This is a genomic window from Gaiella occulta (assembly GCF_003351045.1).
Classification (GTDB): Bacteria; Actinomycetota; Thermoleophilia; order Gaiellales; family Gaiellaceae; genus Gaiella; species Gaiella occulta.
On sequence record NZ_QQZY01000002.1, the window covers coordinates 256,230 to 270,710 of the forward strand.

Annotated in this window: 19 protein-coding genes; all 19 read right to left on the reverse strand. The window is 72.1% G+C overall.

Features of this window, described 5'->3' with window-relative positions; translation table 11 throughout:
- Positions 1–56: 56 nt before the first annotated feature.
- The 19 genes from Gocc_RS04830 to Gocc_RS04920 all read right to left on the reverse strand — a co-directional run bounded on the left by Gocc_RS04830 (position 57) and on the right by Gocc_RS04920 (position 14,469).
- Positions 57–353 (reverse strand): helix-turn-helix domain-containing protein, encoded by a 297-nt coding sequence (locus tag Gocc_RS04830; protein WP_181813377.1) that lies wholly within the window; start codon positions 351–353, stop codon positions 57–59.
- The gene (locus Gocc_RS04835) at positions 353–2,035 is read right to left on the reverse strand and encodes a proline--tRNA ligase (RefSeq protein WP_114795406.1); all 1,683 of its coding nucleotides are present in this window, start codon (positions 2,033–2,035) and stop codon (positions 353–355) included. Before Gocc_RS04835 ends, Gocc_RS04830 begins: the two co-directional genes overlap by 1 nt.
- Positions 2,036–2,134: 99 nt before the next feature.
- Complete coding sequence (gene ispG, locus Gocc_RS04840; protein ID WP_114795407.1) at positions 2,135–3,268, reverse strand: flavodoxin-dependent (E)-4-hydroxy-3-methylbut-2-enyl-diphosphate synthase; 1,134 nt, start codon at positions 3,266–3,268, stop codon at positions 2,135–2,137.
- An 85-nt stretch (positions 3,269–3,353) separates the two neighbouring features.
- Positions 3,354–3,806 (reverse strand): response regulator, encoded by a 453-nt coding sequence (locus Gocc_RS04845; protein ID WP_114795408.1) that lies wholly within the window; start codon positions 3,804–3,806, stop codon positions 3,354–3,356.
- 65 nt (positions 3,807–3,871) lie between these two features.
- Positions 3,872–5,080 carry a M50 family metallopeptidase gene (locus tag Gocc_RS04850; protein WP_114795409.1) on the reverse strand — a complete coding sequence of 403 codons (1,209 nt, stop codon included), beginning with the start codon at positions 5,078–5,080 and terminating at the stop codon, positions 3,872–3,874.
- Positions 5,077–6,153: a 1-deoxy-D-xylulose-5-phosphate reductoisomerase gene (dxr, locus tag Gocc_RS04855; protein WP_114795801.1), complete on the reverse strand. Its 1,077-nt coding sequence runs from the start codon at positions 6,151–6,153 to the stop codon at positions 5,077–5,079. Before dxr ends, Gocc_RS04850 begins: the two co-directional genes overlap by 4 nt.
- A gap of 37 nt (positions 6,154–6,190) precedes the next feature.
- A complete protein-coding gene (locus Gocc_RS04860) occupies positions 6,191–6,985 on the reverse strand; it encodes a phosphatidate cytidylyltransferase (protein WP_114795410.1) in 795 nt (264 codons plus the stop codon).
- Positions 6,982–7,707 carry a polyprenyl diphosphate synthase gene (gene uppS / locus Gocc_RS04865; RefSeq protein ID WP_220150452.1) on the reverse strand — a complete coding sequence of 242 codons (726 nt, stop codon included), beginning with the start codon at positions 7,705–7,707 and terminating at the stop codon, positions 6,982–6,984. Before uppS ends, Gocc_RS04860 begins: the two co-directional genes overlap by 4 nt.
- Positions 7,708–7,735: 28 nt before the next feature.
- The gene (gene frr / locus Gocc_RS04870) at positions 7,736–8,263 is read right to left on the reverse strand and encodes a ribosome recycling factor (RefSeq protein ID WP_220150494.1); all 528 of its coding nucleotides are present in this window, start codon (positions 8,261–8,263) and stop codon (positions 7,736–7,738) included.
- Positions 8,264–8,299: 36 nt separating this feature from the next.
- Positions 8,300–9,070 carry a UMP kinase gene (gene pyrH / locus Gocc_RS04875; RefSeq protein WP_245904877.1) on the reverse strand — a complete coding sequence of 257 codons (771 nt, stop codon included), beginning with the start codon at positions 9,068–9,070 and terminating at the stop codon, positions 8,300–8,302.
- Positions 9,067–9,870 carry a translation elongation factor Ts gene (tsf, locus tag Gocc_RS04880; RefSeq protein WP_114795412.1) on the reverse strand — a complete coding sequence of 268 codons (804 nt, stop codon included), beginning with the start codon at positions 9,868–9,870 and terminating at the stop codon, positions 9,067–9,069. The genes pyrH and tsf overlap by 4 nt, the downstream gene beginning before the upstream one ends.
- Positions 9,867–10,664, reverse strand: a complete 798-nt coding sequence (gene rpsB, locus Gocc_RS04885; protein WP_114795413.1) for a 30S ribosomal protein S2 — start codon at positions 10,662–10,664, stop codon at positions 9,867–9,869. Before rpsB ends, tsf begins: the two co-directional genes overlap by 4 nt.
- A gap of 179 nt (positions 10,665–10,843) precedes the next feature.
- Positions 10,844–11,755 (reverse strand): RluA family pseudouridine synthase, encoded by a 912-nt coding sequence (locus tag Gocc_RS04890; protein WP_114795414.1) that lies wholly within the window; start codon positions 11,753–11,755, stop codon positions 10,844–10,846.
- The gene (gene lspA, locus Gocc_RS04895) at positions 11,727–12,320 is read right to left on the reverse strand and encodes a signal peptidase II (protein ID WP_181813378.1); all 594 of its coding nucleotides are present in this window, start codon (positions 12,318–12,320) and stop codon (positions 11,727–11,729) included. Before lspA ends, Gocc_RS04890 begins: the two co-directional genes overlap by 29 nt.
- The gene (locus Gocc_RS04900; RefSeq protein ID WP_114795416.1) at positions 12,317–12,673 is read right to left on the reverse strand and encodes a TraR/DksA family transcriptional regulator; all 357 of its coding nucleotides are present in this window, start codon (positions 12,671–12,673) and stop codon (positions 12,317–12,319) included. Before Gocc_RS04900 ends, lspA begins: the two co-directional genes overlap by 4 nt.
- On the reverse strand, positions 12,670–12,960 hold the full coding sequence (locus Gocc_RS04905; RefSeq protein WP_114795417.1) for a DUF167 domain-containing protein: 291 nt from the start codon (positions 12,958–12,960) through the stop codon (positions 12,670–12,672). Before Gocc_RS04905 ends, Gocc_RS04900 begins: the two co-directional genes overlap by 4 nt.
- A gap of 20 nt (positions 12,961–12,980) precedes the next feature.
- On the reverse strand, positions 12,981–13,511 hold the full coding sequence (locus Gocc_RS04910) for a DivIVA domain-containing protein (RefSeq protein WP_114795418.1): 531 nt from the start codon (positions 13,509–13,511) through the stop codon (positions 12,981–12,983).
- Between the two features lie 15 nt (positions 13,512–13,526).
- Entirely contained in the window at positions 13,527–13,835 is a 309-nt protein-coding gene (locus Gocc_RS04915) for a YggT family protein (protein ID WP_220150453.1), read from the reverse strand.
- An 85-nt stretch (positions 13,836–13,920) separates the two neighbouring features.
- Entirely contained in the window at positions 13,921–14,469 is a 549-nt protein-coding gene (locus Gocc_RS04920; RefSeq protein ID WP_114795419.1) for a cell division protein SepF, read from the reverse strand.
- Between the last annotated feature and the right edge of the window lie 12 nt (positions 14,470–14,481).

A 14,481-nucleotide genomic window follows, 5' to 3' on the forward strand; every position in this document is an offset into this window, starting at 1 on the left:
GGCGGGCTCTGCGCAGCTCGCGGCGACCGTGTCGTGCGCGCGCCCGTCGCGCCCGCTTACCCGAGGCGCTTGTAGAGGCGGTCGATGAGCTCGGGCATCTGCTCGAGCTTGTCGGTGATCGCCCGGATGCGGTACTCGCGGAAGTGCTCCGCCTTGACGTCGAACGCCTTGGCGATCCGCTCCAGCACCTCGTTCGAGGGCACGGGCCTGTTGCCGTGCACGATGTGGTTGAGGTACCCGGCCGACAGCTTCGTCTTCTCCGCCAGCGCGCGGTAGGTGAGGCCCGTCTCGGCCATCAGGCGCTCGATCGTGGGGCCGAGGCCGTCGTTGCTGTACGCACGTCGCTTTGCCACTAGAGCTCCTTCATCCATGGAAGCACGAATTCACGCGCGATACGCTCGTCGGCGCCGGTGGCGCGCACGCGCACGTCGACCGCGTCGTCGTCGAGCGTCTTCTTGCCCACCGTCACGCGCACCGGCACGCCGAGCAGGTCGGCGTCTGCGAACTTCTCCCCCGGCCGCTGCTCGCGGTCGTCGAGGAGCACCTCGACGCCGCCCGCGGACAGCGCCTCCGCCACCGCGAGTGCCCGCTCGAGCACCTCGGGCGAGCCGCCGTGCAGCGCCAGCACGTGCGCGCCGTAGGGGGCGATCGACACCGGCCAGACGATACCGTCGGCGTCGTGGCACTGCTCGACGACCGCGGCCATCACCCGGCCCGGCCCGATCCCGTAGCTCCCCATCAGCACCGGCCGCTCGGCGCCGCTCTCGTCCAGGAACGTCGCACCGAGCGGCTCGGAGTAGCGACTGCCGAGCTTGAAGATGTGCCCGATCTCGATCGCCGTCTGGAAGCGCAGGCGGCCGCCGCAGCACGGGCAGGCGTCGCCCTCGCTCGACTGGCGGATGTCGGCGAAACGGGCCGTGTAGTCGCGTCCGTGCTCGACCCCGGCCAGGTGCCGGCCGGTGCGGTTCGCGCCGGCGACGAACTGCCCTTCGCGCAGCGCCTCGTCGGCCACGATCTCGCCGGCGAAGCCGACGGGGCCGAGCGAGCCGGGCTCGGCGCCGAACGCCTCGCGGATCTCCTCCTCGCTGGCGGGCCGGACGTCGCTGCGCAGCACGGCTGCGAGCTTCGCCTCCTCCAGGCGGTCGTCGCCGCGCACGAGCCCGAGCACGAGGGTTCCGTCGGCCGTCACCACCGGCATCGCCTTCGCCGTGGCCGCGGCGTCCACGCCCATGAACGCCGCCAGCTCGTCGATCGTCGCGATGCCCGGCGTCTCCACCTCGCGCGGGGCGTCCAGGCGCTGCGGGAACCGCGGCGCGCGCGGAACGCCGCGCGCGATCTCGAGGTCGGCCGCGTAGTCCCCGCGCTCGCAGGTGACGAGCGTGTTCTCGCCCGACCCGGAGGGCGCGAGGTAGTCGATCGACTCGCTGCCGCCCATCATCCCCGATTCCGCCTGCACGCCGTAGTACTCGATGCCGCAGCGCTCGAAGATCCGCTCGTAGGCGTCCGCGTGCTTGCGGAAGCTCACGTCCAGCCCGTCCTCGTCCCGGTCGAACGAGTACGAGTCCTTCATCACGAACTCGCGCACGCGAAGCAGCCCGCCGCGCGGGCGCGGCTCGTCGCGCTCCTTCGTCTGGAAGTGGTAGAGGATCTTGGGCATGTCGCGGTAGGATCTCAGCTCGGCGAAGTGGAACGTGACCGTCTCCTCGTGCGTCATCGCGAGCACGAACGGACGTTCACCGCGATCGCAGAGCTTGAACAGCTCGGGAATCCGGTAGCGGTTCGTGCGCTGCCACAGCTCGGCGGGCGTCAGCACCGGCATCAGCATCTCCTGGCCGCCGATCGCGTCCATCTCCTCGCGCACGATCTGCACGATCTTCTCGTGCACGCGCCAGCCGGCAGGCAGGAAGCTCCACAGGCCGGCGCCGACCTGCCGGATCAGGCCGGCGCGCGCGAGCAGTCTGTGCGACACGGCCTCGGCATCGGCCGGGTCGTCGCGCAGCGTCGGCAGGAACAGCTCTGACTGGCGTCTCACCATGAGGGCACAGGGTAGTCGAGGTGCCGCCGCGGCGGCGCGGTTCGTTGCCGGAGCTGGCGATGGCGAGGCGGCGTCACGGCCACCCCTGGCGCGCCGGAGTCAGTCGAGCGGGATCAGCGAGGCCTCCGCCATCGCGAGCGCCGCCGGCTTCGCCATCCTCAGCCGCTTCGGCCGTGGCATGCCCGCCTCGATCCAGCGGTCGATCTCGTGGAACAGCTCGTCGATGAGGATGTCGGACGACACCTTCTTGAGCACGCGCCCATGGGCATACAGGAACCCCACGTCGCGACCGCCGGCGATGCCGAAGTCGGCGTCGCCCGCCTCCCCCGGTCCGTTCACGGCGCAGCCCATCACCGCCACCTCGAATGCCTGCGGGTACGCCTTCAGGCGCTCCTCGACGACGACCGCGAGGTTCTCGACGCCGACGTTGTCGCGGCCGCAGGAGGGGCAGGCGATCATCACCGGGCCGCGCTCGCGCAGGCCGAGCGACTTCAGGATCTCCCACGCCACCTCGACCTCCCGCACCGGGTCGGCGGTGAGCGAGACGCGGAACGTGTCGCCGATGCCGTCGGCGAGCAGCGAGCCGATGCCGACCGCGCTCTTGATCGCGCCGGCAAACGGCGTGCCGGCCTCGGTCACGCCCAGGTGCAGCGGATAGGGAACCTTGGCCGCGAGCATGCGGTAGGCGCGGATCATCGTCGGCACGTGCGTCGCCTTGACCGAGATCTTGAAGTCGCGGTAGTCGAGCTTCTCGAGCAGCTCCACCTCCTCGAGCGCGGCGGCCACGAGCGCCTCGGCCTGATCCCGGCGCGCCAGCTCCTGCAGGTGCGCCGGCAGCGAGCCCGAGTTGGCGCCGATCCGCATCGCGATGCCCGCCTTCTTCGCGGCGTCGACGACGAGCTTCACCTTGTCGGGGCCGCCGATGTTGCCGGGGTTGATGCGCACCGCGGCCACCCCCGCCTCGATCGCCTTCAGCGCGAGCGACGCGTTGAAGTGGATGTCGGCGATGACCGGCAGCGGCGAGAGCCGGACGATCCGCTTCAGCGCCTCCGCGTCCTCGATCTTCGGCACCGCGCAGCGCACGACCTCGCAGCCGGCAGACGCGAGCGCGGCGATCTGCGCCGTCGTCGCCTCGACGTCGTGCGTCTTCGTCAGCGTCATCGACTGCACGACGACGGGCGCGCCGCCGCCGATAGCGACGCCGCCGACGTCGATCTGCACGCCGCTCGCCATGCCGCCCAGTGTAGAGGCGCTCTCCGCCGTGCCGTCGCGGCGAGCGGGAGACGAGCGACGCCGTGCACGGGCGCCGCGTCGGCCGTTATGCGCCGGCCGACGCCAGCAGCTCGGCCACGCGGGCGGTCAGCGCACCGCTCGCGAACGGCTTGGCGATGAACGCGGCGGGGGCAGCCGCCGCGATCTCTGCGTCCACGCCGTCGCTTGTGTACCCCGACATCAGCAGCACCGGCAACCCGGGCGCGAGCTCGCGCACGCGCTGCAAGAGCTCGCGGCCCGTCATCCCCGGCATGTCGAGGTCGGTGAGCACGAGGTCGACGACATCGAGGCGCTCGCGCAGCAGCTCGAGCGCCTCCACGCCGTCGCCGGCGACGACGACCGCGTACCCCGCCTCGGCGAGCACGCGCGACGCGAACGACCGCATGAGCTCCTCGTCCTCGGCGATCAGGACGGTGACGCCGGAGCGCGCCGCCACGGCACGGCTTGCGGTCTGCTCGTCGCCGCGACCGAGGCCCCGGGCAGGCACGGATGCAGGCACGCCCCCAGGCTAACCCGATCCCCGCCACACGCTGTCCCCCGCCAGGGTCGGCGCGTGCCGCCCGCTCAGGAGAGGCGGCCGATGTCGTTCGAGAGACCGATGAAGAACAGCACCAGCACGAGCCCGATGCCGACGATCGACACGCGCTCGTAGATCTCGCGCCGCACCGCGCGGCCGCGCACGCCCTCCACGACGGAGAAAGCGATGTGCCCGCCGTCGAGCGGCAGCAGCGGCAGCAGGTTGAGCAGCGCGATCGAGAGCGAGATCAGTCCCAGCACCCAGAGGAAGCTGTCGGTGCCCTGCTTGGCGGCATCCGACGAGCCCTGCACGATGCCGACCGGGCTCGATACGCTCTCACGCCCGCTGCCGGTGACGAGCCGGCCGAGCGACCCGGCGATGTCGCGCGAGACGATGCCGGTGACGCGGAAGGCCTCCCGCACCGACTCGCCGGGCGACAACCCCTCGCCGCGCAGCACGAAGCCGAGCCGGTAGGCGCCGTCGCTTGGGCGCGCCGCGCCCGGGCCGAGCGTGAGACGCGAGCCGGCGCGCTCGACGACCAGCGTCAGCGGCTTGCCCTTGGACGACGAGATCGTGCGGGCGATGTCGCCCGGCTTCATCTGCGCGCCGTCGATCGCGATGATGCGATCGCCCGGCCGCAGGCCGATCGCGGCGGCGGGGGACCCGGACGCGACCGTGTCGATCGTGGTCGTCGCCTTGCCGCCCGAGGTCATGAACAGGCCGGCGAAGAGGACGATCGCGAGCAGGATGTTCGCCGCCGGCCCGGCGAAGATGACGAGCACCCGCTTCCACGTGGCGGCGCGCCAGTAGGCGTCGGGGCCGAGGGCGTCCTCGATGTCCGCGAGCCCACGGTCGACGGACCGCCGCGCCGACTGCGACAGCCCTTTGCCGGCGGTCAACTCGGAGAGGGAGCGTACGGCGTCGCGCGCCGCGTCGTGGTCGGCGCCGGCGAGCGCGCGCCGCAGCCGCTCGCTGGGGCGCGCGAGCTCCGGTATCTCCGCGACCGCTGCGCCGAATGCGACGTCGACGTCGGCGGGCGCCGGACGGTGCATGCCGGGGATCTTCACGAAGCCGCCGAGCGGCACCATCCCGATGCCGTACTCGATCCCCTTCCGCGTGCGCTTCACCAGCGCCGGCGGGAAGCCGATGTAGAACTTGCGCGGCCGCATGCGCAGCGCGAGCGACGCGACGAAGTGCCCGAGCTCGTGCACGAAGATGAGGAACCCGAGGCCGAGGAGCGAGACCGCGATCGTCATGCGAGCGCACGGCTCCCCGATGCGATCCGCCGCGCCTCGTCGTCGACCTCGGCGAGGTCGGCGAGATCGCGCGCGGGAGCGCCGTCGACGGCGGCGAGCACGCGCTCGACGGTGGCCGCGATGTCGAGGAAGCCTATGCGTCCGTCGAGGAACGCGGCGACGGCAACCTCGTTGGCGGCGTTGTAGGCGCACGGGAACGTGCCTCCGCGCTCTCCTGCCTCGCGCGCCAGCCTCAGCATCGGGAACACGTCGAGATCGGGCGCCTCGAAGCGCAGCTCGAGGCCCGCGGCGAGGTCGAGCCGCGGCACCGGCGTCGCGGCGCGCCGCGGGTACGAGAGCGCGAACGAGATCGGCACGCGCATGTCGGGGTGGCCGAGGTGGGCGAGCAGCGACCCGTCGCGGAAGCGCACGAGCGCATGCACGATCGAGGTCGGGTGCACGACCGTCTCGATGCGCTCGTACGGCAGGCCGAAGAGCCAGTGCGCCTCGATCAGCTCGAGGCCCTTGTTGGCGAGCGTCGCGGAGTCGACGGTGATCTTGCGTCCCATCGACCAGGTCGGATGGGCGAGAGCCTGCGCGACCGTGACCCGTTCCAGCTCGGCGCGGGTGCGGCCGCGGAAGGGCCCGCCCGACGCCGTCAGCACGAGCGACTCGACCACGTCGGCGCTGCGGCCCTCGAGGCACTGGAACAGGGCCGAATGCTCGCTGTCGACCGGAAGCAGCAGCCCGCCGCCGCGCGCGTGCGCGGCCACGGCGAGCTCGCCCGCGGCGACGAGGCTCTCCTTGTTGGCCAGCGCGAGCGTGACGCCGCGCTCGAGCGTCCACAGCGTCGCGCCGACGCCGGCGAAGCCCACGATCGCGTTGAGGACGACGTCCGGCTCGCAGGCCTCGAGGAGCGCCGTCGCGTCGCCCCCGACCTGCGCGTGGGCGACGCCGTGCGCGGCCGCGAGTGCGTCGAGCGGCCGCGACCCCGACAGCAGGCCGCAGAGCTCGAGATCGGGGCTCCGCTCGACGATCTCGATCGCCTGCCGGCCGATCGAGCCGGTGGCGCCGAGGAGTGCAACGCGCTTCACGTTCACACAATGCCTGTCGGGGCAGCCGCCGTGCCGTTCACGTGAGCGCCAGCACGACGTAGAACGCCGCCGGCCCCGCCCACAGGAGCGAGTCGACGCGGTCGAGCACACCGCCGTGGCCGGCCAGCAGCCTGCCGGAGTCCTTCACGCCGAGGTCGCGCTTGAGCGCCGACTCGAACAGGTCGCCGAGCGCCGCGGCGACGGCGACGGCGGCGCCGAGCGCGAGCGCCTCCACGTTCGTGAGCACGTGCTGGCCGTAGAGGGCGAAGAACGCCACTGTCATCGCCGCGACGCTGCCGCCGAGGAAGCCCTCCCACGACTTGCCCGGCGAGATGCTCGGCGCCATCTTGTGCCGGCCGATCGCGCGACCGACGAAGAACGCGGCCGTGTCGTCGGCGAACACGGCGAGCAGCACCGTCACGATCAGCAGCCGCCCGTCGCCGGGGAGAGACCGCAGCAGCAGCAGGTGCGCGAGACCGCCGCCGACCCATACGGCGCCGAGCAGCGTGAGCGAGATCGCAGCCGTCGCCGACGGACGGGCGTCCGAGAAGCCGAAGACGACGAACGAGACGAGCAGCGTCGAGACGATGCCGCCGGCCAGCCAGGGAATGCCGCCGGCCTGGGCGCCCACGAGGGTGAGGAGGAGGCCGATGTAGCCGCCGAGCACGATCGGCCGCAGCCGGCGGCCCATCGTGTACAGCTCGTGCAGCCCGAGGATGCCGGCGGTGAGGGCGAGGCCGGTCAGCCACCAACCGCCGAGCCACACGATCCCGAACACGACGGGCAGCAGGGCGAGCGCGACCGCGATGCGCGACCAGAAGAACGGCGTCATCGTGCCCCGAAGCGCCGCTGCCGGCCGGCGAACGCCGCCAGCGCCTCCCGCAGATCGCGCTCGCCGAAGTCGGGCCACAGCGTGTCGGTGAACACGAGCTCGGCGTAGGCGGCCTCCCAGAGCATGAAGTTCGAGATGCGCTGCTCGCCGGAGGTGCGGATGAGAAGGTCGATCTCGGGCAGCTCGGGCGCGTACAGCCGCGACGCCAGCGCGTCCTCGTCGACGTCCGCGGCCCCGACGCCGTCCTCGACGAGCCTGCGCGCCGCGTCCACGATCTCGGCACGCCCGCCGTAGTCGAACGCGATCCACAGCTGCAGCACGTCGAGGTGCGCGGTGGCGCGCTCGAGCTCCGCCATCCGCTGCCGCAGGTCGCCTGGAACGCGGTCACGGCGGCCGATGAAGCGCGTGCGCACCCCCTGCCGGGCGAGGTCGGGGAGCTCGCGCTCGATCGTCTCGCCGAGAATCTCCATCAGCGCCTCCACCTCGCGCGGCGGGCGCGCCCAGTTCTCAGTCGAGAACGCGTACACGGCGAGCGACGCAACGCGCTGGTCGATCGCGGCCTCGACGGTGCGCCGCAGCGCGCGCGTGCCCTCACGATGGCCCGCCTCGACCGGCAGGCCCCGCGCCTCGGCCCAGCGGCCGTTGCCGTCCATGATGATGGCGACGCTTCGCGCGACGCCGCCGGCGGCGTCGGAGAGGTCGTGCTCGGCCGCGGTGCTCACGTGGAGAGGAGGTTCGCAGGGACGGGCCCTACACCTCCATGATCTCCGCTTCCTTGTGCTTGAGGAGGTCGTCGATCCGCTTCACGTGATCGTCGGTGAGCTTCTGCACCTGCGCCTCGGCGCGCCGCTCCTCGTCGTCGCCGACCTCGCCGTTGCGCACGAGCTCCTCGAGGTGTTTCATCACGTCCCGTCGCACGTTGCGGATCGCGATCTTGCCCTCCTCGGCGTAGCGGCGCACGACCTTGACGAGCTCCTTGCGCCGCTCCTCGGTCAGCTGCGGGATCGGCAGGCGGATCACCCTGCCGTCATTGGACGGCGTCAGCCCCAGGTCGGACTCCTGGATCGCCTTCTCGATCGCCTTGATCTGCGTCGCGTCGTACGGCTGGATCGAGAGCAGGCGCGCCTCGGGCACCGAGATCGTCGCCATGTTGCTGAGCGGCGTGGGCGTCCCGTAGTAGTCGATCGTGATGCGGTCGAGCAGCGCCGCCGACGCCCTGCCCGTGCGCACGCTGTTGAACTCCTGCCGCGTCGTCTCGATCGACTTGTCCATCCGCATCTCGCAGTCGGCGAGAAAGTCCTCGATGGCTCCCACTCAGGCCTCCTTCGGCGTCGACACGATGGTTCCGATGCGCTCGCCCGACGCGATGCGGACGATGTTTCCCTCCGCCAGCTCGAACACGTGGATCGGCAGGCGGTTGTCCATGCAGAGCGAGAGCGCCGTCGTGTCCATCACGCGCAGGCCACGCTCGATCGCCTCCAGGTGCGTCAACTCCGGCAGGAAGCGGGCCGACGGGTCGATGCGCGGGTCGCCGTCGAAGACGCCCGGCACGCCGTTCTTCGCCATCAGGATCGCCTCGGCGCCGATCTCGAGCGCGCGCAGCGCGGCCGCCGTGTCGGTCGTGAAGAACGGGTTGCCGGTACCGGCGGCGAAGATGACGATACGGTCCTTCTCGAGGTGCCGCATCGCACGCCGGCGGATGTACGGCTCCGCCACCTCGGAGACGGTGATCGCCGACTGCACGCGCGTGGGCGCGCCGAGGCGCTCGAACGCATCCTGCAGCGCAAGGGCGTTGAGGAGCGTGGCGAGCATGCCGGCGTAGTCGGCCGTAGCCCGGTCCATGCCGTCGGCGGCGGCGGCGATGCCGCGGTAGAAGTTGCCGCCTCCCACGACGACGGCGACCTCCGTGCCGCCCTTGTGCACCGAGACGACCTCGCGTGCGATCGCCGAGATCGTCTTCGGGTCGACGCCGTAGTCGCGGCCGCCCATCAGGCTCTCGCCCGAGAGCTTGAGCAGGATGCGGCGGAACGGCGGAGCGGCGCCGTCGGGCGCCGCCCTCGCCGTTCCTTCCGCGGGAGCGCTCACGAGCCGGCGACCGAGACCCGCGTGAACGCCTTCACCAACGCGCCCGCCTCGCGCAGGGCCTGGCCGACGCTCTTGGAGGCGTCGTGGATCCAGGCCTGGTCGACGAGCACGCCGCCCGGGGATGCCGCGAAGAAGCGCTTGCCGAGCATGCCGTCGACGATCTTCTCACGCGCGGCCTCCGGCTTCGAGAGCACCTCGTCCGAGTTGAGGTAGATCTGCCGCTCCGCCTCGACCGTCGCCGCGGGCACGTCCTCGCGGCGCACCCATTCCGGCGCCGCGAACGCGATGTGCATGGCGAGCCGGCGCGCGATCGCCTCGTCGCCGCCCTCCAGCTCGACGAGCACGCCGATCTTGTTGGCCGGCGGGTGCACGTAGGCGCCGATCGTGCCGCCGCCGCCGAAACGCTCGGCCGCGACGACGACGACGTTCTCGCCCAGCTTCCCCATCAGCTCGAGGCGCTCCTGGTCGAGCGCCTCGACGGCGGCGGGGCCGTCGGCGTGCACGGCACGCAGCACCTTCTCGGCGTAGGCCCGGAACTCGTCGTTCTTCGACACCGGCTCGGTCTCGCAGCCGACGCCGACGATCGTGCCCGTGCCGCCGTCGAGCAAGACGCCGACGAGGCCCTCCGTGGTGGCGCGGTCGGCGCGCTTGCCGGCCTGGGCCATGCCCTTCTCGCGCAGCAGCGTCCGCGCCGCCTCCATGTCGCCGCCCGTCTCCTGCAGGGCGCGCTTGCAGTCCATCATGCCCGCGCCGGTGAGCTCGCGCAGCTCCTTGACGAGGCCGGCGCCGATCTCGGTCACGCCTCCTCCTTCACGTCGGCGGGCGCGTCTACGACGGCGGCCTCCGGCCCGGCGCCGGCGTCTCCCGCCGCTGCGGGCGCCGCGGCGGCCGCCTGGAACTCCTTCGCGGCCACCTTCTGGCGGCCGGCGGCGATGCCGTCGGCCAGCACGCGCACGACGAGCGAGCACGAGCGGATCGCGTCGTCGTTGCCCGGGATCACGTACTGCGCCTCGTCCGGATCGCAGTTCGTGTCCACCAGGGCGATCACCGGGAGGTTCAGCCGCTGCGCCTCGCGCACCGCGAGCTGCTCCTTCTTGAGGTCGACGATGAAGACCGCGTCCGGCTGGCGGCGCATGTCGGCCACGCCGCCGAGGTTCGCCTCGAGCTTCTCGAGCTCGGCCTCCATCGCGATGCGCTCCTTCGCGGGCAGCAGGGCGAGCTGGCCGTCGGCCTTGAGGCGGCGGAGGTCGTGCAGGTACGCGATGCGGTCGGAGATCGTGCGCCAGTTCGTGAGCAGGCCGCCGAGCCAGCGGTTGGCGACGTACGGCATGCCGACGCGCATCGCCTCGGTGCGGACGGCCTCCTGCGCCTGCTTCTTGGTGCCCACGAACAGGATCGTGCCGCCGCGCTCGCCGATGTTGCGCGCGAAGTCGTGCGCTTCCTCGATCAGCCGCTGCGTCTGCTGCAGGTCGATGATGTAGATGCCGCCGCGCTCGGTGAAGATGAAGCGCTTCATCTTCGGGTTCCAGCGGCGCGTCTGGTGGCCGAAATGCACTCCGGCTTCCAGGAGCTCCTTCATGGAGACGACTGCCAACGGGACCAGCCCCTTTCGTGTGGTTTGCGATGCGTCGTGCTCCGGCGGGCGAGAGCGGAACCGGGCTCCGTGCGCGTGTAGACGCCGGGCCGCGGCACCACCGCCCCTGCGCTGATCGCCGGGTCGGGGGAACGGATGAGATGCCAATGGTACCGGGTAGAGCCGGTGAGGACGGAGTCTCAGCCCGGCGCCGGCCGCGAGCGGGCCGCCGCGAGCGCCGCCCGCAGGTCGGGCGGCAGCGCCGAGCAGACGTCGACCTGCTCGGCGCCGAACGGGTGCGCGAAGCGCAGCCGGTAGGCGTGCAGGAACTGCCGCTCGAGGCCGAGGTCGCCCGCAACCCCGTAGACCGGGTCGCCGGCGATCGGAAGGCCGATCGCCTCCAGGTGGACGCGGATCTGATGCGTGCGTCCGGTCTCGAGCGAGACGTCGAGCAGCGCCCGCCTGCCGAGCTGCTCGCGCAGCTCGAAGCGGGTGACCGCATCCCTCGGCGTCGCCGTGTCGAGCGAGTGGCGCGAGCGATCGCGCCGGTCGCGACCGATCGGCGCCTCGATGCGGCCGCTGCGCGACCTCGGCATGCCGTGCACGAGCGCGAGGTAGCGGCGCTCGACGGCGCGCTCGCGGATCATCTGCTGCAGGCGCGCGTGCGCGGCCTGCGAGCGCGCGACGACGAGCAGGCCGGACGTCTCCTTGTCGAGCCGGTGCACGATGCCCGGCCGGTCGTCGTCCTCCCCGCCCTCGGCGCCCTGCTCGAGCAGCCCGTGCACGAGCGTGCCCGTGCGCGTGCCTCCGGCCGGGTGCACGACGATGCCGGCGGGCTTCTCGACCACGAGCAGGTGCTCGTCCTCCCAGACGACGGGCACGTCGATCGCCTCGGGCACGAGCGGCGTCGCAGCGGGCACCTCGACGGCGATCTCGTCGCCGCCTTCGACCCGGTGGCTCTTCGGCCGCCGCTCGCCGCCGACGAGCGCGGCCCCGGACGCGATCAGCCGCTCGGCCAGCGCGCGCGAGGCGATCTCGGGGCGCTCGGCCAGGACGCGGTCGAGCCGCGTGCCGGCCTCCCCGTCAGAGACGTGAAAGCGGAGCAGCGCCAACGCGCGGGCTCGTCCGATCGGCCGCGACGAACGAGGCGAAGAGAAGGCCGACGCCGACGACGATGAACGTGTCGGCGAGGTTGAACGCGGGCCAGTAGGCGAAGTCGAGGAAATCGGTCACATGCCCGAGGCGCACGCGGTCGACGAGGTTCGAGACGCTGCCGCCGATCGCGAGTCCGAGCGACACCGGCAGCAGCGGATGGCTCTGCGCGGCGCGCGCGAAGAACACGAGCATCGCGGCGACGGCGACGGCCGTGAGCACGATCACGGCCGAGGTCGAGCCGGCGAAGAGCCCGAACGCGATGCCGCTGTTCTGCACGTAGCGGATGCTCAGAGGCCCGATCGTCGTCGCAGTGTCCCCGAGCCCGAGGCGGCTCGACACCGTCCACTTCGTGAGCTGGTCGGCTGCGCCCGCGGTCGCCGCGACGACGAGCAGCGACGCCCACTGCGGCAGGCCGGCGCCCAGCGGCCGCTCCGCGCTCGAGATCGGCTGCAGGGCGTTCGTCGCCGACCCCACCCGGATGTCGGGGACGCGCGGCGGCTCGCTGCGGGCGGGCTCGATCACCCTCGCTCGAGCCTGCGCCTGTCGGCGAGGCACAGCGTCGCATACGGCACCGCGGCGAGGCGCTCCTCGGGGATCGGGTCGCCGCAGGCGGCGCAGATCCCGTAGCTGCCGGCGTCGATGCGGGCGAGCGCCGCGTCGATCTCCCCGACGACGTGCTCGACGTTCTCCTCGAGCGATTCGTCCACCTCACGGTCGAGCATGCCGCCGGCATGGTCGGCGAGGTGCTGGTCGCCGGCGGCGGAGTTGATCTCCGCGTCGCCGTCGTCGCCGGCGGCGATCTCCTCCGCTGCCGCCAGCAGCCGTTCGCGCAGCGCGAGCAGCTCCGCGCGGCGTTGTGCGAGATCGACGGTCATGATCGCTCCTCTCCGGCGACGGCGAGGAGCCGTTCCGCCTCCTCGTGGGACAGCCCATCCACCTCGATCACCTTGTCGCGAGACGCGGCACCGGCGACGACGCGAACCGCCGGACGCCCGAGCCCGAGCGATCCGGCGACGAGAGCGACCACCTCGGCATTCGCGCGGCCCTTCTCGGGCGGCGCGGCGACGCGCACCTTCCACCCCTCCCCGTAGCGGCCGACCACGGCCGAGCGGCCCGCTCCCGGGGAGACGCGCATTCGCAGCCTGGTGAGGCGGGGCTCCATCGCCCCTTAGGATAGACGCGCTACCCGGCGAGCTTGCGCAGACCAGGATCCGTGCGCTCCTCCGGGGGCTGCGCGGCCGGGAACGCGGGCGCGGCGCCGACGTGGGGCGAGCGGCTCTCCGGCACAGTCGCGGACGCGCTGCCCGGCACCTCGTCGACGACCGCGAGCGCCGAGCGCAGGAGCGACTGGATGCGGCGCACCTCGCCCAGCAGCGACTCCTTCTCGGAGATCGCGTCGCGCAGGATCTTGCGCGCCTCGGCGTTGGCCTCGGTCACGATCACGTCGGCCTCCCGCCGCGCGCTCTCCCGCATGTCCTGCGCCGCGCTCTCCGCGGAGACGAGCGTCGCCCGCAGCAGGCCCTCGAGCTCGAGGTGACGGCTCACCTCCGCCTCCAGCTCTTCGACGCGCTCGGCGAGCTGCGAGCGCTCCCGCCAGACGGCCTCGAAGCTGTCGGCGATGTCGTCCATGATGCGGTGGACGACGCCCTTGCGATAGCCGAAGAGCCCGCGCTTCAGCTCCAGATGTCGGATCTCGACCGGCGTGAGCGGCATGGTGACTCCCTTCTCCTACAGCAGGCGCCCGATCACGCCGTCCAGCACCCGCTGGACGACGACGAGCGAGAGCACGGCGACGATCGGTGAGAGGTCGAGCGGCCCGAGCGACGGCAGCACGCGCCGGAAGATCCTCAGGTAGGGCTCGCACACGTCGTCGAGGAACCGCTGCACGCGATGGAGCGCGTACGGCAGCCGGAACCACGACGTCAGCACGTAGGCGAGGATGAGCAGGATGTAGACGTCGAAGAAGACGCCCACGAAGCGCTGCGCCGACGTCGCGAGGTCGGCGAGCAGGAAAAAGCTGGCAGTCAGAGCGGCCACGTCACGAGAATTCTGCGTCAGGGCGGCGATCCCTGCGGGCGCGGAGCCTTCCGCGGGCGCAGGCAGGCTCAGCGGCCGCGCCCGCTCAGGCCTGGTTGAAGAACCCGCCCTTGTCGATCATGCGGGCGCGCTCCTCGGCCGACACCTCGACGTTGCGCGGCGTGAGCAGGAACACCTTGTCGGCGACACGCTGCATGCTGCCGTCGAGCGCGTACGTGAGGCCGCTCGCGAAGTCGATCAGGCGCTTCGAGAGCTCGTTGTCGGCGCTCTGGAGGTTGAGGATCACCGGCACCGAGTCCTTGAACTTGTCGGCGATCTGCTGCGCGTCGTTGAAGCTGCGTGGCAGCACGAGGTGGACGCTCACCCTGCCCGCGTCGACGCCGCGCAGGCGCGCCGGGCGCGGCGAGCGGCTCGAGGCGGGAGGCGGCGGTGTGTCGACGGCGCCGACGCTCTCGTCCGACCAGCCGTCCGGCTCGCGCCGGCGCGGCAGGCGCCGCACGTTCTGACGGTTCGGCCGTGAGCGGTATTCCCGCTCGAGCTCCTCCTGCGTCGCCAGGCCGTCCTCGTCCCACTCCTCGTCCTCGGCGATGCCGAAGTAGACGAGCGTGCGGTTCCAGACGTCGGCAAATCCCATGACGCGCGGATC